The following is a 25477-nucleotide window of genomic DNA, read 5'->3' as shown; positions in this document are numbered from 1 at the left end:
TGGTTTGAAGGGTGCTTTTTTGTGTTTTCGGCTGCCGCTATGAATATTCTACAAGGAGGATTTACACGCATGACATTTCGAATGCCGGCCGCGGCCTTGCTGCTAGCCCTGCTGCTGTCTGCCATTCTCCCGGCGGCGGTTGCGGAGGCGGCCGTTCATTCCTTGTCCGCAACGGCGCAGAAGCAGTTCGACAAGACCAAAGCCGGGCTGCCCTCAACCGACGCGGCGAAGCTTCAATCGCTTTATCAAAGCTTCGTCCAGCAGCAGAATGTTATTGGAGACAAGGATGCGCGGCTCAAGACCTCTGCCCAAGCGAATGATGACAAGGAGTCTGAGCTTCGGCAGAAAATCAGGCTGATCGACAAAGCGAAGCTGGACGCGCTGGACAAGAAGGTTACGCAATTAAAGAATTATTATCAGCCTTTGTTTACTCAGTACGATGCTGCCCGGGCGGAGCTGACGGCAGCGCGTAAGTTCGGCATCAAGGAGCTGACGGCGGCCGTACAGCTGAAGGTTGACCTGCTGGAGATTTCCGTGAAAAGCGCCAAAGAGGAGATTAGAGCGGCTCAGAGCGCGTTAAGCGCGGCCAAAGCATCGGCGAACGACAAAATGAAGCGGCTGCGCGGCCAGCTTGACGCCATTAACGAAGAGGAACGGAAAATCGCCGTAGCGAAGTCCGCGATCAGTCAACTGAACAAGCAAAAATCGGCGGAATGGAGCGATTTGCTGTACGCGCTTCGAAGCTATGACGGCAAAACCGCCATTCGCTCGCTTACTACGCTGACTACGGTCGTGAAGCAAATTACGGACCAACAGGTGAAGATAGAGAGCTGCGAGAAGAAGATAGCCGACATTAACAAGACCGTTTCATCCCAATTGAATTAAGCCGGATATACAAGAAGAGGCTGTTCCCCGCGGAACAGCCTCTTCTTTACCAACATAAAGCTTAGCGATAAAACCTGCCTGTAAACGCGGTCGATTATCTTCGATAGGCCTCAAATGAGGTTTTCTCACCCCAAGGCTGCTCCTTTGTTGCTAAATTGTCGATTGCGCGGCGGCGGAGACAAGGCCTATAATGACAAGGCCGGCTGTTCCGAGCACGATCAGGCCGTTCAGCACGATGCCGATAATCGCAAACACTTTGCGGCGGTTTTTCTGAACGGCGCCAACAATACCGAGGATCAGGCCAATAATGGCAACGCCGATCGATGCGATAATGCATAATCCGGCGATCATGATCGGTACCAGGTCGGACGGAAGCGTGCCTTCGCTCTCCATGTTCTCTACTTCATTCAGAAACCCTTGAGCGTCGCCGGTTACATTGCTGACAAACACGGTAGCGCTGATCACGCAACCAACGACAAGTAATAACGTAACAAGTGCCAGTATGAAGGAAGCGATGCCAAGTCCCGATTGCTTCGCCGGACCGTTCTCCCTGACCGGAGCAAACGGAGTGGAAGGCCTTGATGCGTATGGGTTATCATAGGGCTGCTCGGGATTTGCGGATGAGCCGGTTTGCGGATCTGGCTGTGACGGATTGCGCGGTTCTTCCAAGAATATTCGACTCCTTTGTAATAAGTGGATTTACTTGTAAGATTATACACAAACAAGAAAGGGATGAAAACAAGATGGCTAATAAATATTTCGCTTACGGAGCCATTGGCGCTGCATTAGCGGTTGCTCTCGGGGCATTTGGCGCTCACGGCCTGAAGGATACGTTGTCGGAGGATATGCTGGAGGTCTTTGAAACCGGCGTTCGCTATCATATGTATCACGCTATCGGCTTAATGCTGGTGGCTCTTCTGGCTGACCGGATCGGCGAGGCCAAGCTTGTGAGAGTAGGAGCGCGACTCCTTATCGCAGGGGTCATTCTGTTCAGCGGCAGCTTGTATGTGCTGGCGTTAAGCGATCTTAAGATATTAGGCGCGATCACCCCTCTCGGCGGGGTAGCCTTCCTGGCGGGCTGGGGCTGCATTGCGGCCGCGGCGCTGCGTGCAGGGAAAAAAGCATAACCGAATATAATAGGCATGGCCGCTCCCGGATGACTTGGAGCGGCTTTTTTGCGATATTCCCGCGCTCCGCCAAGGACGCGAGAACCGTTGCGCCTTGCGCCGAAGTATGAATGAAACTTGTCAAATATAGGACTGTAAAGCTACATGATTTCTGCAGATAATGGCGAAATGCCTTGTTTTTCGACATAAAACGCCTTTATTCTACAAGAATTATTTATTGTTTTAGTAAATATTTCTATACCGCAAAGACCATTTCGTTTATAATGAATCTAACCTTGCTTGACCTGACAAGAGGAAGGAAGTTGTGCGTGACGAAACGGATGGACGGTTCGCCTAATAGACGGTATAGGGCCTCGCAGCTGCAAGTCATGCTGCGGACAGCCGCTCTTGCGATTGCCATTGTGGCTGCGCTATTCTGTGCAGCAGCCTTGTATAGGAATGCCGACCCCGTGTTGGAATGGACTTCGTCGATGATTGCCGTATTGGCGGCAGCATTAGCGGCAATCTTGTTTGCCAGGAACGGGCAAATGATCGGTTTCCGGAATTTCCATACGCCGATAGTTGAGACACTGCTTCAGTCGGAAGCCGTTCCTTTGGCGATATTGGACCGGGATGGCGTCATCATGGAGATGAACGTTGCATCCAGCAATACGCTGGGATACATACGCCAGGACCTGCTGGGCAAGCCGCTTGCTCCGCTGCTGGAGCCGGGCAGCCGCAACAGCCTGCAGGAGATGCTTGAACATGCGCTTCAAGGAAAATCGGAGCAGCGCAATATCAATATTACGCATCGTTCCGGATTTCCGCTTGAGCTTCAACTCATCAGCTCTCCGATGCTGAAGGACGACGAAGTGATTGGAACCGTCATCGTCAGCCAGGATTTAAGCGACCGGAAGCGGAATATCGAGCGGATCCGTTATATGGCTTATTACGACGATATGACGGGACTGCCTAACCGTACCTTATTCCATATCCGGATGAATGAAACCCTTGCTTTTGCCAGAGAGCACGGCCGGATGATAGGCCTTTGTTATTTGGATCTGGACCGTTTTAAGCTGGTTAACGCCTCGTTTGGACGCGAATTCGGCGATATGCTGCTTCTGCAGGTGGCCGAGCGTCTGACGACAGCGATCGGAGAGCAAGGAATCGTAGCCCGGATGGAAGGCGATGAATTCGCCTTCCTGCTCCAGGATATCGAGTCGGAAGAGCAGCTGATCGGATTATCCCGCGGCTTGCTGCACGCCATTGACGAGCCGTTTGAGCTGAAGGGCTTCCCGCTGCATATTACCGGCAGTCTCGGAGCGGTAACCAGCCTTGTCAAAGAGGATGACGGCTACTCGCTGCTGAAGAAAGCCGACATTGCCCTGGTCAAGGTGAAGGAAAGCGGCAAGAACGACTGCATGCTCTACTCTGAAAGCTGGAGCAACTCTTCCTTCGAGCGGCTGACGCTCCAGCATGAGATGTACCGCGCCATCCAGCGCAAAGAATTCATTCTTCTCTACCAGCCGCAATACGATTTGGTGTCCGGCATGATGGTAGGCGTCGAAGCGCTGGTCCGCTGGAGACATCCGGTCAAAGGGATGATTCCGCCGGGCGATTTTATTCCGATCGCGGAAGAGAGCGGAATGATCGTCCAGATCGGCGATTGGGTGCTTGAGGAAGCCTGCAGGCAGAACAAAGCATGGCAGGATGCGGGCCTTCCGCCGATGCCGGTATCGGTGAATCTCTCGATCCGGCAGTTCGTGCAGCAGGATTTGGCGAGCAAAGTAGCTTCAGTGCTGGAGAAGACAGGGTTAAAGCCGGAATATCTAGACCTGGAAATCACCGAATCGATGACGATGGATACCGGCCACGTATCCCGTTGCCTGCTTGAGCTTACGGACATGGGAATCGGCATTAGCGTGGACGATTTCGGAACGGGCTACAGCTCCTTCCATTACTTGAAGAACTTCCCGATTGACCGTCTGAAGATCGATCGTTCCTTCGTAAGGGATATTCAACAGGACCCTAGCGACGCGGAGATTGTAGCGGCTATTATCGCGATGGCTCATAACTTGAATATTCAGGTCATTGCCGAAGGCGTCGAGAACGAAGAGCAGATGGAGTTTTTGAGGAAGCATAACTGCGATGAGATGCAGGGCTACTTCTGGAGTCCTCCGGTGTCAAGCACCGACATAGAGCAAATGCTGGGAGCGGCCTTTATACAATAATGCTTGTAAGGAACAAAGAAGCTGTCCTTTCGTCTATTGCGAGAGGGCAGCTTCTTTCATTAATCTTGGAAATCCTCGATTTCATTAAGCCTGAACGAATAAACCTGCTTCTCGTCCACGTGATAGACCGTAATCAGATTTCCTTCTTCGTCTATATTCAGAATACGGCAAGGGATGCTGAGCTTGATGCCAAGTCCTTTGTTAACGATGAGGCGAATCAATTTATTGCTCTTCATAAAAGCACGGATCGAATCAAGTCCGGTGCCGGACACGGGAGCGGAAGAAGCGGCTGGAGGTACGGGCGCAGAAGCGGCCTGAGCAACTGGCTTCGATGCGGCAGCCTGCGGCACGGGAACGGGCTGTCTGCCGGGCAATTCCGTTTTTCGCTGATCGATAAGCTGTCCGAGCTGAATGCCGTTCAGGATTCGATAGTCGGCATAAGCGCCTTGGTTAAGCGATTTCAAAAGCTGCTCCAGGGCTGCAGCGTTGCTGTCCCCTTCTACGAGCAATTCAACCTGGAATACGTATGAGTGTGTGCGGGCCGGTTGTGTTGGTTTCATAGTTCCTCCGGACTAATAATTAATAATCTCTATATAAATATATCATCAATAAGGTGGGACACATAGTCCTAAAAATAAGCAAGTAACCAACACTGCTTTGCTGCTCCTGCATATAATGTTGTTGCGGTTCGAACTGACCTGTCATGACCTGTAGTGAAGGAGGTGTCCAAAATGATTAGAATGGTTCCTATACCGCTTCGGGACGGTATTGTCGCGCTTGGCGTCGAAGTGAAGCTGCCGAAAACAACCCTGCTCTCCATCTCCACGGATAAAGGTTACATCATGTGCGGAGCGCTTGACGTGGGGCTGCTTAACGATCGGCTGAAAGACAGAGAGATAATCGCGGGTAGAGCTGTTGGCGTAAAAACATTGGAGGAACTGCTTGCGGCGCCTCTTGAATCCGTAACAACTACTGCGGAAACGCTTGGCATCACTGTCGGGATGAATGGCGCAGATGCGCTCCGCTTAATGATATAGCACTCGAGTGCATGAACGAAGAGGCAGCCTCCTTCAAGGGAGACTGCCTCTTATTGCGTTATTGCTCGAACAGCTTTTTAAGATTGACGTCAAAAGGAGCTTCGATAATGCCCTTCTCCGTAATAATCGCCGTTACGTATTCGTTAGGCGTAATATCGAATGCCGGGTTATAGACCTTCACGCCTTGCGGAGCGGTGCGTTTGCCGAAGCCTTCCGTAATCTCTTCCGCATTGCGCTCCTCGATCGGAATCTCAGCCCCCGTTGGGGTATTCAGATCGATCGTCGAGAGCGGGCAGGCTACATAGAACGGAATGCCATGGGCTTTCGCCAATACCGCAACGCTGTACGTGCCAATCTTGTTCGCCACGTCGCCGTTCGCGGCGACGCGGTCCGTGCCTACGATTACGGCGTTTACCCAGCCTTTGGACATGACGTGGCCGGCCATGTTGTCGCAAATGAGAGTAACGTCAACGCCTGCCTGCTGCAGCTCGAACGCCGTGAGGCGCGCGCCTTGCAGAACCGGACGCGTCTCGTCGGCAAATACGCGGATGTTCATGCCGCGTTCCTTGGCCAGATAGAACGGCGCAAGCGCAGTACCGTATTTCGCCGTAGCGAGCCCGCCTGCGTTGCAATGCGTAAGCACGCCGATATCGTCCCGGAACAGGGATAACGCATGCTCGCCGATCAGGCGGTTGGTTTCTTCGTCCTCGCTTTGGATGGCGATGGCTTCGCTCAGCAGCGCCTGCTTCAAGGCTTCAAGCGTGTGGTCTTCGGAAGCAAGAGCTTCAGCGCGTGCTTTCATCCGGTCCAGCGCCCAGAACAGATTAACGGCGGTAGGGCGGGAAGTAGCCAGATATTCGGCTGCTTTGCGTACATCCGCGAGCCATTCCTCGGCGGTACCCGCATCCCGGCTTCCCAGCACAACGCCGTAAGCGGCGGAAATGCCGATAGCCGGTGCGCCTCTAACCTTCAGATGGCGAATGGCTTCCCATACGTCTTCCTGCGTGACAAGCGGCAAATATACGATTTCTTCCGGCAGCAGCCGTTGGTCGAGCAGATCCAGCTTATCGTCATGCCAGATGACGGATTGCAGGCCCGCGTAGTTTTCTGTAGTCATCTTGTAAATCCTCTCTTGATTCAGTATAGCCGTTACTGCTTAGCTTCGGCAGTCAGAACAACGTCAATGGCTTGTTCGATGGATACCGCGCGGCGGTTCAGATGGATGAGGGATGTACCGATCTCCAGGGCAAGACGCTGCGCGCGCTCGCGTGCGGCCGCATCCGGAATCGTATCGATATCGGCAACATGCGCCAGGCCGACAACGCGGCGTACGACCTTGCAGCCGGCATAACCGATCGCGTCCTGAAGCAGACGGTTCATGTACAGATCCTGGTAGCCCGGTGTTTCGTTCGCCATGCGGTCCACGCCATGCTCGTTCCACAAAGCGCGGAATTTCTGGTCGAACTTCGTCCATGTATCGCGGATCGTCTCAAGAAGGTAGCTGCGGAAATCGGCAAGCTCTTTCTCATCGGGAGTCCAGTGGCCTTGTCCCGCGTAGTTCAGCAGGAGATTGGCGATAACCGCGCCGATATCGAAGCCGATAGGGCCATAATAAGCGAATTCGGGGTCGATTACTTTTGTCGATTCCGGCGTAGCGAAGACGCTTCCGGTATGCAGATCGCCATGCAGCAAGGCTTGCGCGCTTGTCAGGAACTTCTCGCGGAGCAAAGCAACTTCAAGATGAAGGGCTTTATCTTCGCGGAGCGCTGCCGCAGCATCCTCGATGGCGGGTTCGATATTATTGTTGGAAGACACCGTATATGGATCGTCGAAAATAAGATCTTCCGTTATTTTGCACAAATCCGGATTGATGAACTCCTTCACGCGTTGCTTTTTGTCCTGCTGGTTCATGCCGAGATCCGAAGTGAAGAACAGCGTATTGGCCATAAAGGTCGAAATGTCTTCCGCGAATTTCGGATAACGGATACCCTTGATAAGACCTTGGCGCATAATCAGGTGATCGCTCAGATCCTCCATGACCGTAAGCGCAAGCTCGGCGTCATACCGGTAAACGACGGGCACAAGGCCGGGAGCAAGCTTGTTCTGGAGAATCAGGGATTCGCTCTCGATCCGGGCGCGGTCGAGGGACAGCGGCCAGGATTCGCCGACAACCTTCGCATAAGGAAGGGCCTGCTTCATAATGAGACTTTTGCCGCTTGCCGGATCGGTAATGTGGAAGACGAGATTCAAGTTCCCGTCGCCGATCTCGCGGCAGTTCAGCTTTGCACCTGCAGGGAAAAAGCCTTCGATGCCGCCTGCGATTTCAATCGCTTCTTGTTCGGTTAATGCATGATAAGCAGACATGGTTCGTCCACCTCCGGTTTCGTATTTGAAAAGGCGTCTTAATGCCTAGTAAACTCCTCAACATAGTATAGCGGATATTATTTCGCCTTGGAATACCTCCAAATGATATAATGTTACATGATTAAGGACAACGGGCAATGCGTGGAAGCTCGTCTGAGCAAGAATCAACACATTTTCAATCGAAGGGGGTCCTGTCATGTCGAATAACGAACGGGAGCCGGTTGCGCTCAAGGAATGGGCCGTTACGGTAAAAGCGCTGCAAGAAGGGCATCTTATCCTTGTTATGCGCAAAGGCGGCATTGTCGAGGAGACGCGGGATTTTCAGCTGGTGAGCAAAGGCTTCTATTTAATGCCGGCATATGAGCATCAGAAGGAGCATTTGCTGAAGGAGGCTTATCGGGGGCGGATTGAAGGCACGATGCACGGCTGGTCGCCCGACATGCCGTCCATGAAGCTGGATGCTTACGCGGAGGCCGTAGAGGATATCGAAATTACGGACCAGGAGACCTTGGACCGAATCCGGGATTTCCATATTTGGACGGATACGTTCGCCGAGGAGCGGCTCAAATGGAAGCGCACGAAGCCGCTGCATTTGCTTTTGCTGAGAGTGTACCGTCTGGAGGAGCCGGTAGAGCTGCCGATGCAGCCTGCTTATAACGGATGCAAATCTTGGGTAAAACTGGATGAGGGGATGCTTCAGCCTGCCATGACCCCGGTGATTCCGGATGAACAATTCCATGAGCAGGTTAAATTAATCAAACAAGCATTAATAGGAAGAAATATTTCGGAGGGCACCTAATTCCGGCCGCTAGACGTTCCCGCATTGATTAATAACAAAACTTATAATAAAATAATTATTGAGAATCAATGAGAATCACTCTATAATATTCCCATTTGGAAAGCTTTTATAGGGATGAGCCTAAAAACCGATTACCAACCTTGGAGGGATAAGTATATTATGGCAACGCATTTTGTCATCGATGGCCTGAAAGCAGAGATCGAAGGAAAAGAGATTTTGAAAGGCATTAACCTTGAAATCAAAGGCGGAGAAATCCATGCGATCATGGGCCCTAACGGTACGGGCAAAAGTACTCTTGCATCCGCGCTGATGGGTCACCCGAAATACGAAGTAACGGAAGGCTCCGCTACGATTGACGGCGAAGACCTGCTGGAGATGAGCGTTGACGAGAGAGCGCGCGCAGGCCTGTTCCTCGCTATGCAATATCCTAGCGAGATTCCAGGCGTAACCAACTCCGACTTCCTGCGCAGCGCAATCAACGCGCGCCGTGAAGAAGGCAGCGAAATTTCGCTTATCAAATTCATCCGTCAAATGGAAAAGAAAATGAAGGAACTGGAAATGAACCCTGAGTTCGCTCACCGTTACCTGAACGAAGGCTTCTCCGGCGGCGAGAAAAAACGCAACGAGATTCTTCAAATGGCCATGCTTGAGCCCAAAATCGTTGTTCTTGACGAAATTGACTCCGGCCTTGACATTGACGCACTGAAAATCGTATCCAATGGCGTTAACGCTATGCGTTCCGAAGACCGCGGATTCTTGATCATCACTCACTACCAACGTTTGCTGAACTACATCACGCCTGACTTCGTACACGTTATGATGCAAGGACGCATCGTGAAATCCGGCGGTCCTGAGCTTGCTGAGCGTCTCGAGAACGAAGGCTATGATTGGGTTAAAGAAGAGCTCGGCATTGTTGACGAAACAGTAGGCCAAGCTTAATCGGCGGAGAAGGGAGCATAACGGGATGAGTACACAATTAACGACTCCGACGGACCGTCAATCGGCCGAAGCGCTTGCACGCAGCAAAGGCGAACCGCAATGGCTCGTCGATCTTCGCGGTGAAGCGGCTGAGCTGGCTGGCACATTGGAATGGCCGAAGCCGGAGAAAATGCGCATTGACCGGTGGAATTTGACGGCTGTCGGCGCTTACGAGCAAGGGAAAGCGGTAGGTTCGGTTGCCGAACTGCCGGAAGTAGTACGCGAGCTGGTCGCTGAAGGAACGGAGAATATCGTCGTTCAGCATAACTCGAGCGCGGTTCTGAAGCAATTGTCTGCAGAGCTTGCAGCTAAAGGCGTAATTTTCACGGATCTCGAGACAGCATGCAAAGAGCATGCCGATCTCGTAAAACCATATTTGTTCCAAGCGGTATCCGCTGGCGAGAACAAGCTGACTGCCATGCACGCGGCGCTATGGAACGGCGGCGTATTCGTATACGTGCCTAAGAATGTAGAAGTTGAGCTTCCGCTTCAAGCGGTGCTGTTCAACAACAAAGCGGAAGCTGCCTTTGCTCCGCACATTCTGATCGTTGCGGAAAGCAACAGCTCGGTGACTTACGTGGATTACGTCGTATCCGAACCGGGTTCGATCGATGCGCCATTCGTCCATCATTCGGTTGTTGAAGTATTCGTGAAGCCGGGCGCGCATGTTCGTTTCGGTTCCATTCATCATATGGCCGACAATGGCGTGGATATGACGCTCCGCCGTGCCGTTATCGAGAATGACGGTCAGATGGAATGGGTTATCGGCGATCTGAACGATGGCTATACCGTATCGGATACCGTGTCGCTGCTAAAAGGCAATGGCTCGAACTCCGATGCGAAAGTAATCAGCATCGGCGGCAACGAGATGAAGATGAGCCTTACGACGCAAGCGACGCATTTCGGCCGCAGCTCGGAGTCCAACATGGTAACCCGCGCGGTGATGAGAGACAACGCAACGGCGATCATCAACGGCATCACGAAGATTGAGAAGGGCGCTACCAAAGCGAACGGCGTGCAAACGGAAAAGGTTCTGATGCTCAGCCCGAAAGCGCGCGGTGACGCCAATCCGATTCTTCTGATCGATGAGGATGACGTAAAAGCAGGCCACGCGGCAAGCGTAGGCCAGGTTAACCCGGAGCAGGTGTATTACCTGATGTCCCGCGGAATCAGCAAGCAAGACGCTGAACGTTTGATTATTTACGGATTCTTGGCGCCTGTCGTATCGGAGATTCCGATTGATGCGGTACGCGAGCAGCTTCAGCGATTGCTCGAAAGGAAGCTTGAAGGATGAATATAGAAGCGGTAAGGGAGCAATTCCCGATACTGCATCAGCAGGTAAACGGGCATCCGCTCGTTTACCTCGACAGCGCGGCGTCTTCCCAGAAGCCGCGTTCCGTCATTGATGCGGTTAGTCGTTATTACGAACTGGATCACTCCAACGTGCACCGCGGCGTCCACACGCTTGGTTCCCGGGCGACGGATGCTTACGAAGGGGCACGTGAGAAGGTAGCCAAGTTTCTGAATGCGAAGTCGGCGGAAGAGATCGTGTTCACGCGCGGTACGACGACGGCGCTTAATCTGGTCGCATCGAGCTATGCCCGCACCGTGTGCAAGGAAGGCGACGAAATCGTCATTACGCCGATGGAGCATCATGCCAACCTTATTCCGTGGCAGCAGGCAGCCAAAGCGACAGGAGCGACGCTGAAGTATATTCCTCTTCAGCCGGACGGCACGATCTCTTTGGCGGATGTTGAACAAACGGTTACGCCAAATACAAAAGTCGTCGCGATGACTTATGTATCGAACGTGCTTGGCGTTGTTAATCCGATTAAGGAAGTTACGGCTATCGCGCACAAGAACGGTGCGGTTATGGTTGTTGACGGAGCGCAAAGCACGCCGCATATGAAAGTAGACATTCAGGATTTAGACTGCGATTTCTACGCTTTTTCCGGTCATAAAATGTGCGGGCCAACCGGTATCGGCGCTTTGTACGGCAAGAAGTCGCTTCTGGAGAATATGGAGCCGATCGAATACGGCGGCGAGATGATCGACTTTGTTGATTTGTATGAATCAACCTGGAAGGAATCGCCGTATCGCTTCGAAGGCGGTACGCCAATTATTGCGGGAGCCGTAGGACTTGGCGCCGCGATAGACTTTCTGGAGCAGATCGGACTTGACGAGATCGATAATCATGAGAAAAGGATGGCGGCTTACGCCTATGATAAGCTGTCCACGATTGAGGACGTAACGATCTACGGGCCAAAAGCAAACCGCGTTGGTCTTGTCACCTTCAATCTGGGCGATATCCATCCTCATGACGTATCGACGGTGCTTGATTCTTACGGCATTGCCATTCGCGCAGGCCATCATTGCGCCCAGCCTTTAATGCGCTGGCTGAATGTATCGGCTACGGCGAGAGCAAGCTTTTATCTATACAATAACGAGGAAGAGATCGACCGCTTGGTGGACGGCCTCATCCGGACAAAGGAGTTCTTCGGTCATGCAATTGGATGATTTATATCGTCGAGTCATCATGGATCATTATAAAAATCCACGCAACCGCGGAACATTGGATACTGAAGCCATCACGATCAACTTGAACAACCCGACTTGCGGCGATCGCATCTCGCTTCAGCTTCAAGTGGAGGACGGCAAAGTAATCGATGCGAAATTCAGCGGCGAAGGCTGCTCCATCAGCTTGAGCTCCGCATCAATGATGACGGAAGCTGTTAAAGGCAAAACTTACGAGGAAGCTCTGGAGCTTGCTGAGCGGTTCTCCGGCTTAATGAAAGGCCAAGACGTCGAGTTCGAAGAGAACGAGGATATCGAAGCCTTATCCGGCGTTAACAAGTTCCCTGCGAGGATTAAATGCGCAACGCTGGCTTGGAACGCTTTGCGTAAAGGAATTGAACAGAAGCAGGTTTAATACGGATACGATTAAATAAAGGAGTGTGAATACCATGCCAGGAACAATGCCTGAAATGGAAGATTATAAGTATGGTTTCCGTGACGAGCATAAAGCGGTCTTCCAATCCGGTAAAGGATTGACGGAGGAGATCGTACGCACGATTTCCGAGATGAAAGGCGAGCCGCAGTGGATGCTCGAATTTCGTCTGAAATCGCTGGAGCAATTCAACAAAATGCCGATGCCTAACTGGGGCGGCGATATGGCTGACCTTGATTTCAGCGACATTCAATACTATGTCAAGCCATCCGAGAAGCAAGGCAAGACATGGGAGGAAGTACCGCAAGAAATTAAAGAAACCTTCGATAAGCTGGGTATTCCCGAGGCGGAGCAAAAGTTCCTTGCCGGCGTATCCGCGCAATACGAATCCGAGGTCGTCTACCACAGCATGCAGGAAGAGCTGGAAAAGCAAGGCGTTATCTTCACCGACATGGATACCGCGCTTCGCGAATATCCGGACCTTGTGAAAGAATACTTCAGCACGATCATTCCCCGCACGGACAACAAATTCGCTGCTCTGAACAGCGCGGTATGGTCCGGCGGCAGCTTTATCTATGTTCCGAAGGGCGTGAAATGCGAAGTTCCGCTGCAAGCTTACTTCCGCATCAACTCCGAAAACATGGGCCAATTCGAACGTACGCTCATTATTGCGGACGAAGACAGCTTCGTGCATTACGTAGAAGGCTGTACGGCTCCGATCTACAGCACGAACTCGCTGCATAGCGCGGTTGTAGAGATTCTCGTCAAGAAGAATGCTCGCTGCCGTTATACAACCATTCAGAACTGGGCGCCAAACATCTACAACCTCGTTACCAAACGCGCGGTTGCGGAAGAGAATGCGACTATGGAATGGGTTGACGGCAATATCGGCTCCAAGCTGACGATGAAATATCCAGCGGTTATCCTGAAAGGCCGCGGCGCAAAAGGCATGGTGCTTTCCATCGCCGTTGCAGGCAAAGGCCAGCATCAGGACGCAGGCGCGAAGATGCTTCACCTTGCTCCCGACACAACCTCGACGATCGTATCGAAGTCGATCAGTAAGCATGGCGGTAAAGTAACTTACCGCGGTCTCGCATCGTTCGGACGCAACTCCGAAGGATCGAAATCTAACATCAAATGCGATACGCTCATTCTCGATAACGAATCGACATCCGATACGATTCCTTACAACGAGATTATGAACGACAACATTACGCTCGAGCACGAGGCAACCGTGTCGAAGGTGTCCGAGGATCAGCTGTTCTATCTGATGAGCCGCGGATTGTCCGAAGCGGAAGCGACGCAAATGATCGTAATGGGCTTCATCGAGCCGTTCACGAAAGAGCTGCCTATGGAATACGCGGTTGAGATGAACCGTCTCATCAAGTTTGAGATGGAAGGCTCGATCGGTTAATAAATGGTAAGGATGCGTGCCCGAGATTCTCGGGCACGCATTTTATTTTGCAGCGTTATTGTTTCTGCCTTGTGTGAAAATACGCAAAATTCAAATGCCCGTCCATTATTGGACGGGCATTTGAGTAGCTGTTCATTTTAGAAAATAATTTCCTTGATCTCATACTCGCGATCGACGGTAAGATCGATAAAGCGTTCGCCCGTCTGAATAAGCGGGCGGAAGAATTCGGTCGGGTGGGTCATGACGATGGTGCCAACCTCTCCGGATTCCAGGACGGCTTTTTTGCCGATAAAGTTAGGGATCATATGCTTGATAAAGGTATGGGTCGTATGCGCATCCAGCTCATTAAAGCTCATCTTATACAGTTCCTTCAGGACATAGAACAGGTCGCGCTTTTTCTTGTAGACGCGTTCGGAGATCATGGCGCTGTAAATATCAACGACGGCAATAAGCTTAGCCACCGGATGAATCTCGTCCCCGCGCAGGCCATGCGGATAACCGCTTCCGTCATTGCGTTCATGATGCTGAAGAGCGCTGACCGCCATCATTTCGGAATTGATCTCAAACGATTGTCGAATAATTTCATGGCCGTAAAGCGTATGCTTCTTTATTTCCTCGAATTCCTCGTCGGTTAATTTGGCGGGCTTGTCCAAGATGCTGGAAGGAATTCTGCTCTTGCCGATATCGTGAAGATAGCCGGCTTTCGAAATTTCAAGCGCTTCCAATTCTGTATAACCAAGCCAAGAGGACAGGTAATAAGATAACATGCCCACTTGCACAGAATGCTGGTACGTATAATCATCAGCCGTATTCAACAGAAGCAGCATGGAGACAACATCGCGTTCCATTTGGAAATTTTTAAGAAGAGGCTGGAAGGCCGCAGCAACCTCGTCCTGCTTGACGATCCCGCCGTCCGTTGCTTTCTGGAACAATTCCTGGAAGCCCTTGACGGCATTCTCGTAATCGGGCCGCACGTTGGGCAGCCATTTGGGATTTACTGTAGTCTCGAGTGTACGATGAGCAGGTTGCTCTGTAGTTGGCCGGTCTTCAATATCAACATAGTCAACATGATGCTGAAACAGCTTTGCAATATCCTTCTGCGCAAGGACGGTACCCTTGGACAAAACATGCAGACCGTAACCGTTAAAGGTGTCCTTAAGCAGGATATCTCCCTCTTTTAAATCTGAAATATGCAGCCTCATCGTTGCACCTCAATAGTAAATTATGTACGGTATATATGAAATAATAGTAACAATGAATGAATGTAATGGCAATAAGAGGGATGCGAAAACATGACTATTGTCCTATACGTTTAGCACCACTCTTCGAATGGACATCCATTAATCGGGCAGGGATTCAATCGGATTCCAAGGGCTTCCCTGCTGATGCCCTTTCCATTCGGAGCCGTTTTCCCAAATTTCCTTCTTCCAGATTGGAACGATCTGCTTCAGTCTCTCGATAGCGTACCGGCTTGCTTCGTAACAGGCATCCCTGTGGGGGGAGGAGACCGCTATAACGACACTGGTCTCCGCGAGGCCAACAACGCCAATCCGGTGGGAAATCGCCGTCAGCGTTCCCGGCCAGCGCTCGTTAAGCTCAACGTCAATCTGTTCCATCGTACGCACGGCCATAGGCGCATAAGCTTCATATTCCAGGCGTACCGTGCGTTGTCCATGGGTCCATTCGCGCGTGGTCCCCACAAACGCGATCGCTGCGCCATGCGCGGGCACGATAACTTTAGCGAGTACTTCATCCGAGGTGATCGGCTGCTTCGTGATGACGAATCGGCCGTCCGCGGAACTGTATTCGCCTCCGCCTGTTTCGTTTTCCTCCGGTTCCCCGCCGGAGACGGGGGGAAGGACGGCAAGCTCGTCCGAGGCTTGAATAACGGTATCGTCGGAAGCATACGTCTGATTGCAAGCCACAAACGAAATGCGCACAAGATCCGCCTGCTCCGGAAAACGGTCCGCGAGCTCCTGCTTGAGCGCCGCTACCGTCATGGAAGAGGCGTCTGTTTCTATTTGAATGACCGGGCTGCCGAAACGGTCGGAAAGCCCGGCGAATAACTGGATTTTCCAAGTATATGCCATGTAATATAACCTCTCATCGCTTAAGGGTGAACTCCGTATTAGCATACCATAATCATGTGAAAAATGTTATTCTAGTAGAAGAGAAAAGGAGTGAGAGGCATGCCCCCATTGATGGACCGTTTCGGGAGAGAACACGATTATTTGCGTATTTCGGTTACGGATAGATGCAATTTGCGTTGTTTATACTGCATGCCGGAGGAAGGTATGGAATTCGCTGATGCAAGCCATTTGCTCAGCTATGACCATATTGTAGAGGTGGTTCGGACCGCGGCGGAGCTTGGCATTACCAAGCTTCGGATTACTGGCGGCGAACCGCTTGTCCGTCCGGGCTTGGATGATCTGATCCGCAGGCTGAAGGCGATTCCCGGCATTGAGGACATCGCCTTAACGACGAATGGCATGCTGCTTGGCAAATATGCCGAAGCTTTAAAAGCTGCTGGCTTAAACCGCGTCAATATCAGCCTCGATACGCTTGATCCCGCGAGATTCAAGTTTATTGCCCGCCGCGGAGAGCTGAAACGGGTAATTGAGGGGATTGAGGCAGCCGGCCGGGCTGGCCTTGCACCGATTAAGCTGAATTGCGTGCTGCTCAAAGGCATTAACGAGGACGAAATCGCTTCGTTCCTGAAGCTGGCTTACGAGCAGCCGATGCATGTGCGTTTTATTGAATATATGCCGATTGGCCATGCGGACGATAATTGGCGTAACCACTACCTGCCACTGTCGCATGTGCTGGATACGGCAGAGCGCGAGGGTTATAAGATCGAAAGACGTTTGAACGTAAAAGGAAACGGGCCGTCCGATGATTGGCAGATGGAAGGCGGCAAGGGATCCTTTGGCCTTATTCATCCGGTTAGCGATCATTTCTGCAAGAGCTGCAACCGACTTCGCCTGACGGCGGACGGTTCGATGAAGCCCTGCCTCTATTGGGTGGATGAGCTGAATGTGAAGGCAGCGCTGGGCGATCCGGAAGCGATGCGAGGCATTTTCTACAAAGCCATGGATCTGAAGCCCGAAAATCATGAAATGGCGGCTAAGCTGGCGAATGAAGCGTTGTCGCATACGCCAACCGACCGCCGGATGTCTCAAATTGGCGGGTAACGAACCGGAGGAGGCAGGCATGACATTCTCAAATCGATCAATCCTCATTTTGCACAGCAACGATATTCATAGCCGTCTCGAGAATGCAGCAAGAATGATGTCTTATATAGAGGAGCAGCGAGCTGCTTACGGCAGCGAACCTATACTCTGCCTGGATATCGGCGATCATATGGACCGTATCCGGCTGGAAACCGAGGGCAGCGACGGTATGGTCAATGTCGAGCTATTGAACGCGGCCGGTTATGACGCGGCGACGCTTGGCAATAACGAAGGTCTTACGTATTCGAAGGATACGCTTGAGCGGGTATACCGCGAGGCGAAATTTAAGATTCTTGGCGCAAATATGCGCGAGCTCGGTACGGGTAAGCCGCCGGACTGGCTGCTGCCCAGCACGGTAATGGAGAAGAACGGAATCCGAGTCGGTCTGATAGCCGCTACGGCCCGTTACACGGACTTTTACGAGCTGCTTGGCTGGGATCTGACCGATCCCTTTGAAGCTATTGGAGAAGAAGTGAAGAGGCTAAGAGAGCAGGTGGACGTCATAGCCGTGATGTCTCATCTCGGAATTAACGTCGATAAGCAGATGGCGGAAAAAATACCGGGCATCGATCTGATCATGGGCGGACATACGCATCATCTGCTTGAGGAGCCGCTGGTTATCGGCGGTACCTCGATTTGCGCCGCCGGTAAATACGGCGAGCAGATCGGACGCATCGAGCTCGAGCTGGACGAGAGCAAGAAGCGCTTGAGTCTCCGCGCAGCATGCGTGCCGATGGCCGCCTATGCGGAGCATCCCGCAGCCGCCGCGATTATCGGCGGCTACCGCGAGGCGGGAGAGCGGCGGCTCAGCCGGGTTATCGCCCGGCTGGATGCGCCGCTGCCCGCCCTCCCCGAGCGGGAATCGCCGCTCGGGAACCTGCTGGCCGCCGGCCTGCGCCGCCATGCCGATGCCGAGATCGGCATCGTGAATACGGGGCAGCTGCTAGGCGGCCTGCAGGAAGGCGACGTGACGGAGGGGCAGCTGCATGCCCTCTGTCCGTCGCCGATTAATCCGTGCCGCATGGTGCTCAGCGGCGCGAATATCCGGGCAGCGCTGGAGGAAGCGCTGCTGCCTTCTTTTACAGGCATGCCGATCAAAGGCTACGGCTTCCGTGGCGAGGTGCTTGGCACGCTGGCGATTGACGGCATGGAGGTCGAATACGATCCATCCCTTCCGGAGTTTCATCGAATTTTGTCGATTCGCGTTAACGGCGAACCGCTCTCCGACGAGCGGGACTACGTGGTTGGCTGCATCGATATGTTTACGTTCCATATCGGCTATTTATCGCTGGGACAGGCGACGGAGGTATCCTACTATCTACCCGAATTTATCCGGGATCTTCTGGCTGCGGAGCTGCGGGAAGGCAATGGAATTACGGCATGTCACCAAGAAAGATGGAGAATATTGTCGAATTTTTAGTATAAAATGGTTGCCAAGCGTGAATTTATACCTTACATTAACAATACGGCTAGTTTTGTCCGAATAAGAATGTATAAGTGTTTTTTAGCTTAGACACCGTTTGATTAAGGGGAAGGATCAAGAACATGCGCTTGGTACCCATAACGCAATGCCAGCCTGGCATGAGACTTGCCAAAAAAATTTTCTCGGGCGACGGATTAGTCCTCTTGGGAGAAAATATGGAATTAACGAGTCGCCATATTTTCCGTTTGGAGCAATATGGAATTCATTATGTGTTTATTAAGGATCCGAGGACCGATGATATCGTAGTTCCGGAAATTATAAGCGAAAATACGATCAGTCTCGCCTTAAAGGAGATCAAGACGAATTTCCGCGCGATGATGGAATTGCCGAAGCAGAAAAAAGGCGCTACTTACCCGTACATCGCACAGCCTTTTAAACAGATCATGAATATGATAATCGACGATCTGTCCAATCATAAGGACGCCATGATCATGTTGATGAACATGGGGATTGTCGACGAATATCTCTATCAGCATTCATTGAATGTCTGCGTATATACGACATTGCTTGGCTCTGCCCACGGTTATACGAGAGACGAATTAATGAAGCTCGGAATGGGAGCGTTGCTCCATGATATAGGGAAGACGCAAATCCCGATGGACGTGCTGAAAAAGCCTGGCTCTTTGACCGATCATGAATTTCGGATGATGCGCAATCACGCCAAAATCGGCTTCGAGCTTCTGAAGGATGAGCCAAATATGCCGCTCATTGTCGCGCATTGCGCTTTCCAGCATCATGAACGGGTTGACGGCAGCGGTTATCCTCGCGGGATCAAAGGGGAAGAAATCCATGATTTCGCCAAGTGGATCGGCCTGGTTGACTCCTATGACGCGATGACGACAAACCGCGTGTACCGCGCGCCTATGCTTCCTCATCAAGCGATTGAGCTGTTGTATGCGGGCACGGGCACCTTGTACGAGCAGCACATGGTTCAGCTATTCAGGGACAAGGTGGCGATTTATCCAATCGGGATAACGGTCAAGATCCATACGGGCGAGACGGGTGTTGTGGTTGATTTCAACCACTCGTATCCGCATCGGCCAATTATCCGTCTGCTCTATAACGAAGCGGGGGAAGAGCTGGCTGCGCCTTACGAAATCGATTTATCGAAGCAGCTCAGCACGATGATCGTCAGCGTAAACGGCGAACAATCGAATGTTGGCCTGGCCTCAGGAATATAATAGGAGAAAAGGAGGCTGCATAGCCTCTTTTTTCGTTGTTTATACCTATTTCCATTTGCTTCATTCTCCTTCGAACATTACAATGGTATAAGCCATACCCAATTTAACCATGTAAGTCAGGTGCTGATATTAATGAAATTATTGAACCAGATAGATTATGCATTGAATAAGAATACCCTCACGCCATTATCTCCCCTTAACGATCCTTGGGACCCGATTCGATCCTTGCAGCAATATGGACGCCATACCTTGACCAGTGTCGAGATGACGGTATCCAACCTGTGCAATATGCGCTGCGAGCATTGCGCCGTAGGCGATACGCTGGTCATGTCGGAGCCGGCGAAGCTTCCTTTGGAGCTGATGATTAAGCGTCTGGATGAAGTGAAGCATTTGGAGACCATAAGCATTACGGGCGGAGAGCCGTCTTTCTCGGACCGTACCGTGAAGGAATACATGGTTCCTCTTCTTCAATATGCGAAAAGCCGAGGCATCCGCTCGCAGATTAACTCGAATGTCACGCTGCCGTACAGCCGTTATGAGCAGCTCGCTCCGTATCTGGACGTCATGCATATTTCGTTTAACTACACGAATGCGGACGATTTCCACCAGATTGGCTTCGCGAAGGCGGGTCATGCGGTATCCCGCGAAGCGGCTGCCAAGCTGTATGACCGGATGATTGACAATGCCAAGCGGTTAAGCGATGCGGGTGTGCTTGTATCCGCCGAATCAATGATCAACTACCGGACTCATGATCAGATTGAAGAGATTCACCGGCTAATTATCGAGATGGGCTGTCAGCGCCATGAGGTGCATCCGATGTACCCAAGCTCGTTCGCGAAGGATCTTCCGGTCTTGTCGAAGGAAGACATGCAACGGTCGATCAGCAGACTGCTCGATGCAAGGGACAAGAATGTGTGGATGCTGTTCGGAACCTTGCCGTTCTATCAATGCAGCGACAATCCGGAGGAGCGCAAGCTCTTGTCGAGACTAGCCTCGGAACCCAATGTGACGGTGCGTAATGACCCGGACGGCCGCAACCGGCTGAATGTGAATCTTTTTACCGGTGAGGTATTCGTAACCGATTTCTCCGACGTACCCGCATTTGGCAATATGAAGGATGAACGACTGGATCGATTGTTTGATCGCTGGCTTGACCATAAGCTCGCGAGAAGCGTGAATTGTCATTGTCCGGCGGCCGCCTGCTGCGGTCCAAACCTGCTGGTGAAGGACATGTATTATAAGGACATCGACTTTCACAAGAAGACAGCAATTCTTTAAGCTTCCGCGCGGAAAAGGGGACATTACTTTCGCAATTGGGCGTATGCTGATAGTGGACGAAGCTCATACGAAAGTCTTAGCCCCGCTTACATAACGGCTCGTAAAACTTTTCCAGAGGAAAGGAGGGTATCCGTTAAAGTGTCGATAAAAACGTTAGTCATGGTTGCGTTTGGACTGTTCCTGCTGTACATGCTGTTTACGGTTGGGGCGCCGTTCCTGCTTGCTCTAGTTGTTGCTATTTTCCTGGAGCCGCTGACTCAGTTTCTTATCCGCAGGCTGAAGACCAACCGTCTCATCGCCTCAACGATCTCAAGCAGCCTGTTTACCGTTATTCTAATCGGATTGATGGCGCTGCTTGGGGTTAAGGTTGTCGCGGAGCTTATCGCCTTCGCGCAGAAAGTACCTAACTATGTTGGGGATGCCAGTACATACGTAACCGACCTGGTCGAGAATGCAAGATCGCTGTACGCGAATTTCTCTCCGGATACCGTAAGCCAGATTGAGAATTGGCTGACCGATATGAGCAAGTCGCTCACGGGCATGGTAGGCTCATTATCGTCCTCCGTCATTTCTTTTGCTTCAGGGATTCCGAGCATGTTCATTTTCTTTATCGTCTTTCTGGTTGCGGTCTACATGTTCGGCTTCAGCCTCCATACGATGAAGGCTACGTTCTTAACCCTGTTTGACGAGAAATCGAGGCCACAGGTCAATGAAGTGCTGGATAATTTGAAAAGATCGATTTTTGGCTTCCTTCGCTCGCAAATAATTTTGAGTGCTCTTACTTACATCCTTTCGTTAATCGGTCTGATCATCCTGGATATCAAATATCCGCTTGCGATTGCTCTTCTTATCGTCATCGTGGATATTATGCCAATCCTGGGCACGGGTACGGTGCTTGTCCCATGGGGGACTTATCTGGTCGTAACCGGGGACTTGTATGCCGGGATCGGACTTTACGTCCTGTTCCTGTTCATGACGGTATTTCGCCGTATCGTAGAGCCTAAAATTCTGGGTGACTCGGTAGGGATCGGCTCGTTATCCGCGTTGATCAGCTTGTATGTTGGTTTTAAGCTGGTGGGCGTAATCGGGGTCTTTCTTGGACCATTGGTTGTCATTATTTACATGGCGATCCGCAAAGCAGGTTTGTTCAAAATAAATATCAAGCTGTAACGTGATCCGGCAGATTCTGCCGGATTTTTTTTCGTTTGCGATTACGCGCGGAATAATTGATGTTTTTTCCGGTATTCTCCGGGGGTATACGAGGTATGGCGTTTGAGCAGCCGCGAAAAGTAATTGATATCCTGAAAGCCGCATTGTTCCCCGACTTTAACCAGAGGAAGCCTGGTATGCGCGAGGAGTTTTTTGGCGCGATCGATCTGCAGATGATGCCTGTACTGCATGGGGCTCATGCCGGAATATTCCTTTAAGCAGCGCGCCAAATAGTCAAAATGATAATTTAAATCCAGTTCCATCCGTTTGGAATCGAAAGGAAGCTCGAGCTGGTCTGCCAGGTAGGAAGCTACCATTTCGCCAATTTCGTATGTCCGGGCATTTGGGCTGTTCTCCCGTATTCCATTCTGTAAGTGAATGAGAAGCTGGCCGAAGAGGATCTCTAATTCAAAGGAGCGCGAAAGAGTCAACATGCTATGCAATTTGATCATTTCTTTCAATAAGGGAACGATTGCCCGCACATTGATGGCTGTGAACTTGGGAATATCGATGATCGCGGGGGGAGGGACGATATCCTGGTCTGTTACCTGCAGCAGGGGCTGCCGGGAGATGGACTTTTCTTTCAATAACAAAAGGTCCGACGAAGGGTATTGAAAATGAATCCAGTACACTTCCGTTTCTGATTCTGTGGGACGGTAACCACCGTGTATCTTCCCGGGTTCGAGAAGAAGCATCATTCCTTGTTCGAGTACGTACTGGATATCGTTCTCTTCCATATATAACGTACCTTTGGTGCAAATTATAAGATCGTATGCATCGAATTGGCGGCGAGCATGCACAATTCCGTTTTGCCACAGGGTATAGCCAACAGCAGTCAGTAACGGAATTGGCGGGACGGGCAGTTCGACGACCAGCATTCTATCATCTCCTCCTATTCAATGTAGATATCGTATGATTATTAGTCGTCATTGTCTGATTAACTAATTAGATAAATGAGATACAGTAGTAGATATCATACGATATCGAGTGGTTGCTAGCAATAATAAGGAGGATGGAGAAATGATAAACCCCGAGCTGGTGCGGAGACAGAAATGGTTTGTTAATCAACGATTCGGCATGTTTATTCACTTCAATAGCGCTACCTTTCAGTTTGCCGAGACGGAAATAGAGGATTGGGAATATGCGCACGAAAATCATGACGAGCCCCGCAGATTCCCTTTCGAACCAAAGAGCTGGAGTCCGTCCGAATTGGATTGCGCGCAGTGGGCCAGGGCAGCTAAATCAGCAGGCATGAAGTTTGCCGCATTGACAGCGAAGCATCACGAGGGGTTCAGCTTATGGCCGACCCGTTATACGGAACACAGCGTGAAAAACGCAGCTATTCAGCGTGATGTCGTTAAGGAATACCTGAATGCATTCAGGCAAGAAGGCATTGCGGCGGGACTCTACTTCTCAATGCTGGATTTGCACCATCAAATCGGGCGTAGGAAGTGTACGCCAGAGGATAAGCATTTTATTAAAAATCAATTGGAGGAGCTGTTGACAAGCTATGGAGAGGTTCCGTTCATAATCATTGACGGATGGAACGCGCATTGGGGAGGTCCGAATTACGAGGAGCTTCCGTTCGAAGAGATCGATGAGTGGGTGAAGGGCTTCCAACCGCAATGCTTGCTGATGAATATCAGCTGCGAATCGACATTGGATCATACGGATATCGTCTTTTACGAGAATGCCGCGGGTCAGGAAATAGAGGATTCATTTAACGGACCGGGAGCAAGCTGCAATATTCTGACTAAGACCTGGTTCTGGAGAAAAACCGATTCGACCATGGAATTGAAAAGTACGGACTGGGTACTGCAAAAGGTTGAGGATGCCAATCTTCACAACGTCACGTTTTTATTGAACGGGGCACCAAACCAAAAGGGACTCCTCGACAAAAACATTGAAGAGCGCTTTGCCGAAATCGGGACGCGTTTCGGGCAGCCCGAAGAGCTTGTTGAGATGCCTGCGAACTGGCTTTACCGGAACTATTAATTGCCGAAATTAGCGAAATACGTCCATTTATCGACGGTTATGGATGCGCAGGACCGCATTTGTATTTTTTAGGTCGGAAAGTAGGTCGGTCAATTCCAGACCAATTCTCTAATGTAAAAAAACCGGCTCTATTCTCATGAATAGAAGCCGGATGGCCGTAATTAGACCGGAGAAAGATCAGCTCTAGACGTGGCTATTTGTTCTCGCCAAATCATACTTAGGTGAGCTTAGGAGACAACAAACTGAACGATAATTGGAGTTCCTGCATCCAGGACGTCGCCTCCTGGAATGGTAATAGTAGTGGTCGTAACGGTGGACGTGTCAGCCGTTTGCATAAGACCGTTAATATAGAGATTATAATAATTGAACGTGCCCGGAAATGCTGTTGCAGCAGTACCGGCATCGTTCGTGAAAGCTGTGGCGGCAATTGCATACGTCGCGCCAGTTCCCGTTCCTGAACCGATAGTAGAAGTAAACCTTCTGCTATTTTGATAGGGTGTAACGATTGGCATTGTTCTCACCTCCCTTCCTCATTAATAAATGATAGAAGGGAGGTAGATGTGAGGGCAAATCTATCAAAATTACGAATTATGAAGGAATGATATTCGCCATAAACTGTACCGTTTCGAGTACGATTGGAGTTCCTGCAAAGATGATGCTGCTTTGCGGTGGGAAATACAGTTCGGCATAACTCACGTCATAAGAGCCGCCCGGTTGAATGATTCCGTTAATGTAGAGGTTATTGAAACTGTTCGGGCCAACTCCAGTAAATTCGGAGGTTACCGCACCATCGTCATTTGTAAATTGATTTGCAGGAATGGCAGTAGACAACGATAAATCCAGATCGGTATCAGGGGAAAAGAAATAACGGTTTTCCATGGAAATGACTTCTACTCCAGGAACAATGATTATACCCTGTGGACCCTGTGGACCCTGTGGGCCCTGAGGACCCTGTGGGCCTTGAGGACCTTGAGGACCTTGAGGGCCTTGAGGACCTTGAGGACCTTGAGGCCCCTGAGGGCCCTTAGGACCCTGTGGGCCTTGAGTGCCTTGAGTGCCTTGAGGGCCTTGGGGACCTTGATTGTCTTTCTGACCTGATGTGCCTTGAGCACCTTGCGGGCCTGATGGACCGGTAGGGCCTTGAGCACCAGGGGCACCTTGCGGACCTGATGAACCGGCGGGGCCTTGAGCACCTGCAGCACCTGACGGGCCAGCTGATTCGTTCCGCCATTGTACGCTTGATGTATCATGAGACTTTTGAACCTTCTTTATTGAACGATAAAGGCAGGGTCTTTTGCAGATTGAGCGACGTCTCCTGCAACCAGATTTCTTTGGTATAC

General features: G+C 51.2%; 26 protein-coding genes. 16 read left to right on the top strand and 10 right to left on the bottom strand.

What is annotated here, in order from left to right; all coding sequences use genetic code 11:
* Window positions 1–69 precede the first annotated feature (69 nt).
* Window positions 70–885 (top strand): hypothetical protein, encoded by an 816-nt coding sequence (locus EV294_RS13585; protein WP_132307577.1) that lies wholly within the window; start codon window positions 70–72, stop codon window positions 883–885.
* A 150-nt stretch (window positions 886–1035) separates the two neighbouring features.
* Here the strand turns inward: EV294_RS13585 and EV294_RS13580 are convergent, their stop codons facing one another.
* Window positions 1036–1554 (bottom strand): hypothetical protein, encoded by a 519-nt coding sequence (locus EV294_RS13580; protein WP_132307575.1) that lies wholly within the window; start codon window positions 1552–1554, stop codon window positions 1036–1038.
* A gap of 74 nt (window positions 1555–1628) precedes the next feature.
* On the opposite strand from EV294_RS13580, the gene EV294_RS13575 reads away from it, so the two are divergent.
* Window positions 1629–2012, top strand: a complete 384-nt coding sequence (locus EV294_RS13575; RefSeq protein WP_132307573.1) for a DUF423 domain-containing protein — start codon at window positions 1629–1631, stop codon at window positions 2010–2012.
* Window positions 2013–2320: 308 nt separating this feature from the next.
* Window positions 2321–4222: a putative bifunctional diguanylate cyclase/phosphodiesterase gene (locus EV294_RS13570; protein ID WP_132307571.1), complete on the top strand. Its 1902-nt coding sequence runs from the start codon at window positions 2321–2323 to the stop codon at window positions 4220–4222.
* Between the two features lie 59 nt (window positions 4223–4281).
* Here EV294_RS13570 and EV294_RS13565 read toward each other — a convergent pair whose 3' ends face one another.
* Window positions 4282–4782: a hypothetical protein gene (locus EV294_RS13565; RefSeq protein WP_132307569.1), complete on the bottom strand. Its 501-nt coding sequence runs from the start codon at window positions 4780–4782 to the stop codon at window positions 4282–4284.
* Between the two features lie 171 nt (window positions 4783–4953).
* On the opposite strand from EV294_RS13565, the gene EV294_RS13560 reads away from it, so the two are divergent.
* Complete coding sequence (locus tag EV294_RS13560; RefSeq protein WP_132307567.1) at window positions 4954–5259, top strand: YunC family protein; 306 nt, start codon at window positions 4954–4956, stop codon at window positions 5257–5259.
* A 58-nt stretch (window positions 5260–5317) separates the two neighbouring features.
* On the opposite strand, the gene mtnA is transcribed toward EV294_RS13560, so the two are convergent.
* Together mtnA and mtnK are read right to left on the bottom strand one after the other, a co-directional pair.
* On the bottom strand, window positions 5318–6376 hold the full coding sequence (mtnA, locus tag EV294_RS13555) for an S-methyl-5-thioribose-1-phosphate isomerase (protein ID WP_132307565.1): 1059 nt from the start codon (window positions 6374–6376) through the stop codon (window positions 5318–5320).
* Between the two features lie 32 nt (window positions 6377–6408).
* Complete coding sequence (mtnK, locus tag EV294_RS13550) at window positions 6409–7623, bottom strand: S-methyl-5-thioribose kinase (protein WP_132307563.1); 1215 nt, start codon at window positions 7621–7623, stop codon at window positions 6409–6411.
* A 196-nt stretch (window positions 7624–7819) separates the two neighbouring features.
* On the opposite strand from mtnK, the gene EV294_RS13545 reads away from it, so the two are divergent.
* The 6 genes from EV294_RS13545 to sufB all read left to right on the top strand — a co-directional run bounded on the left by EV294_RS13545 (window position 7820) and on the right by sufB (window position 13761).
* Window positions 7820–8422, top strand: coding sequence for a DUF1802 family protein (locus EV294_RS13545; protein ID WP_132307561.1), 603 nt, complete (start codon window positions 7820–7822; stop codon window positions 8420–8422).
* Window positions 8423–8581: 159 nt separating this feature from the next.
* A complete protein-coding gene (gene sufC / locus EV294_RS13540) occupies window positions 8582–9361 on the top strand; it encodes a Fe-S cluster assembly ATPase SufC (protein WP_015846171.1) in 780 nt (259 codons plus the stop codon).
* Between the two features lie 25 nt (window positions 9362–9386).
* Window positions 9387–10694: a Fe-S cluster assembly protein SufD gene (gene sufD, locus EV294_RS13535; protein ID WP_132307559.1), complete on the top strand. Its 1308-nt coding sequence runs from the start codon at window positions 9387–9389 to the stop codon at window positions 10692–10694.
* The gene (locus EV294_RS13530) at window positions 10691–11917 is read left to right on the top strand and encodes a cysteine desulfurase (protein WP_132307557.1); all 1227 of its coding nucleotides are present in this window, start codon (window positions 10691–10693) and stop codon (window positions 11915–11917) included. Before sufD ends, EV294_RS13530 begins: the two co-directional genes overlap by 4 nt.
* The gene (sufU, locus tag EV294_RS13525) at window positions 11904–12329 is read left to right on the top strand and encodes a Fe-S cluster assembly sulfur transfer protein SufU (protein WP_132307555.1); all 426 of its coding nucleotides are present in this window, start codon (window positions 11904–11906) and stop codon (window positions 12327–12329) included. The genes EV294_RS13530 and sufU overlap by 14 nt, the downstream gene beginning before the upstream one ends.
* A gap of 34 nt (window positions 12330–12363) precedes the next feature.
* Window positions 12364–13761: a Fe-S cluster assembly protein SufB gene (gene sufB / locus EV294_RS13520; protein ID WP_132307553.1), complete on the top strand. Its 1398-nt coding sequence runs from the start codon at window positions 12364–12366 to the stop codon at window positions 13759–13761.
* 137 nt (window positions 13762–13898) lie between these two features.
* On the opposite strand, the gene EV294_RS13515 is transcribed toward sufB, so the two are convergent.
* A complete protein-coding gene (locus EV294_RS13515; RefSeq protein WP_132307551.1) occupies window positions 13899–14963 on the bottom strand; it encodes an HD-GYP domain-containing protein in 1065 nt (354 codons plus the stop codon).
* Window positions 14964–15101: 138 nt separating this feature from the next.
* Window positions 15102–15851, bottom strand: a complete 750-nt coding sequence (locus tag EV294_RS13510) for a molybdenum cofactor biosynthesis protein (protein ID WP_132307549.1) — start codon at window positions 15849–15851, stop codon at window positions 15102–15104.
* A gap of 99 nt (window positions 15852–15950) precedes the next feature.
* On the opposite strand from EV294_RS13510, the gene moaA reads away from it, so the two are divergent.
* The 5 genes from moaA to ytvI all read left to right on the top strand — a co-directional run bounded on the left by moaA (window position 15951) and on the right by ytvI (window position 22103).
* Window positions 15951–16952: a GTP 3',8-cyclase MoaA gene (gene moaA, locus EV294_RS13505; protein WP_132307547.1), complete on the top strand. Its 1002-nt coding sequence runs from the start codon at window positions 15951–15953 to the stop codon at window positions 16950–16952.
* Between the two features lie 19 nt (window positions 16953–16971).
* Window positions 16972–18411: a bifunctional metallophosphatase/5'-nucleotidase gene (locus EV294_RS13500; RefSeq protein WP_132307545.1), complete on the top strand. Its 1440-nt coding sequence runs from the start codon at window positions 16972–16974 to the stop codon at window positions 18409–18411.
* A 125-nt stretch (window positions 18412–18536) separates the two neighbouring features.
* Window positions 18537–19655, top strand: a complete 1119-nt coding sequence (locus EV294_RS13495) for an HD-GYP domain-containing protein (protein ID WP_132307543.1) — start codon at window positions 18537–18539, stop codon at window positions 19653–19655.
* Window positions 19656–19787: 132 nt separating this feature from the next.
* The gene (gene yfkAB, locus EV294_RS13490; RefSeq protein ID WP_132307541.1) at window positions 19788–20933 is read left to right on the top strand and encodes a radical SAM/CxCxxxxC motif protein YfkAB; all 1146 of its coding nucleotides are present in this window, start codon (window positions 19788–19790) and stop codon (window positions 20931–20933) included.
* 138 nt (window positions 20934–21071) lie between these two features.
* Window positions 21072–22103, top strand: a complete 1032-nt coding sequence (gene ytvI / locus EV294_RS13485; protein WP_132307539.1) for a sporulation integral membrane protein YtvI — start codon at window positions 21072–21074, stop codon at window positions 22101–22103.
* A gap of 41 nt (window positions 22104–22144) precedes the next feature.
* Here ytvI and EV294_RS13480 read toward each other — a convergent pair whose 3' ends face one another.
* On the bottom strand, window positions 22145–23020 hold the full coding sequence (locus EV294_RS13480) for a helix-turn-helix transcriptional regulator (RefSeq protein WP_132307537.1): 876 nt from the start codon (window positions 23018–23020) through the stop codon (window positions 22145–22147).
* 142 nt (window positions 23021–23162) lie between these two features.
* Between EV294_RS13480 and EV294_RS13475 the strand changes: the two genes are divergently transcribed.
* Window positions 23163–24137, top strand: coding sequence for an alpha-L-fucosidase (locus EV294_RS13475; RefSeq protein WP_132307535.1), 975 nt, complete (start codon window positions 23163–23165; stop codon window positions 24135–24137).
* A 227-nt stretch (window positions 24138–24364) separates the two neighbouring features.
* Here the strand turns inward: EV294_RS13475 and EV294_RS13470 are convergent, their stop codons facing one another.
* From EV294_RS13470 to EV294_RS30670, 3 genes are all read right to left on the bottom strand, one after another.
* On the bottom strand, window positions 24365–24649 hold the full coding sequence (locus EV294_RS13470; RefSeq protein WP_132307533.1) for a DUF4183 domain-containing protein: 285 nt from the start codon (window positions 24647–24649) through the stop codon (window positions 24365–24367).
* Between the two features lie 76 nt (window positions 24650–24725).
* Window positions 24726–25016, bottom strand: a complete 291-nt coding sequence (locus EV294_RS30675) for a DUF4183 domain-containing protein (RefSeq protein ID WP_243711668.1) — start codon at window positions 25014–25016, stop codon at window positions 24726–24728.
* 29 nt (window positions 25017–25045) lie between these two features.
* Window positions 25046–25387 carry a hypothetical protein gene (locus tag EV294_RS30670; protein WP_279513577.1) on the bottom strand — a complete coding sequence of 114 codons (342 nt, stop codon included), beginning with the start codon at window positions 25385–25387 and terminating at the stop codon, window positions 25046–25048.
* Between the last annotated feature and the right edge of the window lie 90 nt (window positions 25388–25477).

It is taken from the genome of Paenibacillus sp. BK033 (assembly GCF_004345425.1).
Classification (GTDB): Bacteria; Bacillota; Bacilli; order Paenibacillales; family Paenibacillaceae; genus Pristimantibacillus.
The sequence above is the reverse complement of the archived record's forward strand: the minus strand, read 5'-3'. Positions and strand labels throughout refer to the sequence as shown.

Bases quoted from the DNA above. Each gene is read 5' to 3' on its own strand.
- EV294_RS13585 (WP_132307577.1), top strand. From the start codon at position 70: ATGACATTTCGAATGCCGGCCGCGGCCTTGCTGCTAGCCCTGCTGCTG.
- EV294_RS13575 (WP_132307573.1), top strand. From the start codon at position 1,629: ATGGCTAATAAATATTTCGCTTACGGAGCCATTGGCGCTGCATTAGCG.
- EV294_RS13565 (WP_132307569.1), bottom strand. From the start codon at position 4,782: ATGAAACCAACACAACCGGCCCGCACACACTCATACGTATTCCAGGTT.
- EV294_RS13560 (WP_132307567.1), top strand. From the start codon at position 4,954: ATGATTAGAATGGTTCCTATACCGCTTCGGGACGGTATTGTCGCGCTT.
- mtnA (WP_132307565.1), bottom strand. From the start codon at position 6,376: ATGACTACAGAAAACTACGCGGGCCTGCAATCCGTCATCTGGCATGAC.
- mtnK (WP_132307563.1), bottom strand. From the start codon at position 7,623: ATGTCTGCTTATCATGCATTAACCGAACAAGAAGCGATTGAAATCGCA.
- EV294_RS13545 (WP_132307561.1), top strand. From the start codon at position 7,820: ATGTCGAATAACGAACGGGAGCCGGTTGCGCTCAAGGAATGGGCCGTT.
- sufC (WP_015846171.1), top strand. From the start codon at position 8,582: ATGGCAACGCATTTTGTCATCGATGGCCTGAAAGCAGAGATCGAAGGA.
- sufD (WP_132307559.1), top strand. From the start codon at position 9,387: ATGAGTACACAATTAACGACTCCGACGGACCGTCAATCGGCCGAAGCG.
- EV294_RS13530 (WP_132307557.1), top strand. From the start codon at position 10,691: ATGAATATAGAAGCGGTAAGGGAGCAATTCCCGATACTGCATCAGCAG.
- sufU (WP_132307555.1), top strand. From the start codon at position 11,904: ATGCAATTGGATGATTTATATCGTCGAGTCATCATGGATCATTATAAA.
- sufB (WP_132307553.1), top strand. From the start codon at position 12,364: ATGCCAGGAACAATGCCTGAAATGGAAGATTATAAGTATGGTTTCCGT.
- EV294_RS13515 (WP_132307551.1), bottom strand. From the start codon at position 14,963: ATGAGGCTGCATATTTCAGATTTAAAAGAGGGAGATATCCTGCTTAAG.
- EV294_RS13510 (WP_132307549.1), bottom strand. From the start codon at position 15,851: ATGGCATATACTTGGAAAATCCAGTTATTCGCCGGGCTTTCCGACCGT.
- moaA (WP_132307547.1), top strand. From the start codon at position 15,951: ATGCCCCCATTGATGGACCGTTTCGGGAGAGAACACGATTATTTGCGT.
- EV294_RS13500 (WP_132307545.1), top strand. From the start codon at position 16,972: ATGACATTCTCAAATCGATCAATCCTCATTTTGCACAGCAACGATATT.
- EV294_RS13495 (WP_132307543.1), top strand. From the start codon at position 18,537: ATGCGCTTGGTACCCATAACGCAATGCCAGCCTGGCATGAGACTTGCC.
- yfkAB (WP_132307541.1), top strand. From the start codon at position 19,788: ATGAAATTATTGAACCAGATAGATTATGCATTGAATAAGAATACCCTC.
- EV294_RS13480 (WP_132307537.1), bottom strand. From the start codon at position 23,020: ATGCTGGTCGTCGAACTGCCCGTCCCGCCAATTCCGTTACTGACTGCT.
- EV294_RS13475 (WP_132307535.1), top strand. From the start codon at position 23,163: ATGATAAACCCCGAGCTGGTGCGGAGACAGAAATGGTTTGTTAATCAA.
- EV294_RS13470 (WP_132307533.1), bottom strand. From the start codon at position 24,649: ATGCCAATCGTTACACCCTATCAAAATAGCAGAAGGTTTACTTCTACT.
- EV294_RS30675 (WP_243711668.1), bottom strand. From the start codon at position 25,016: ATGGAAAACCGTTATTTCTTTTCCCCTGATACCGATCTGGATTTATCG.
- EV294_RS30670 (WP_279513577.1), bottom strand. From the start codon at position 25,387: ATGATACATCAAGCGTACAATGGCGGAACGAATCAGCTGGCCCGTCAG.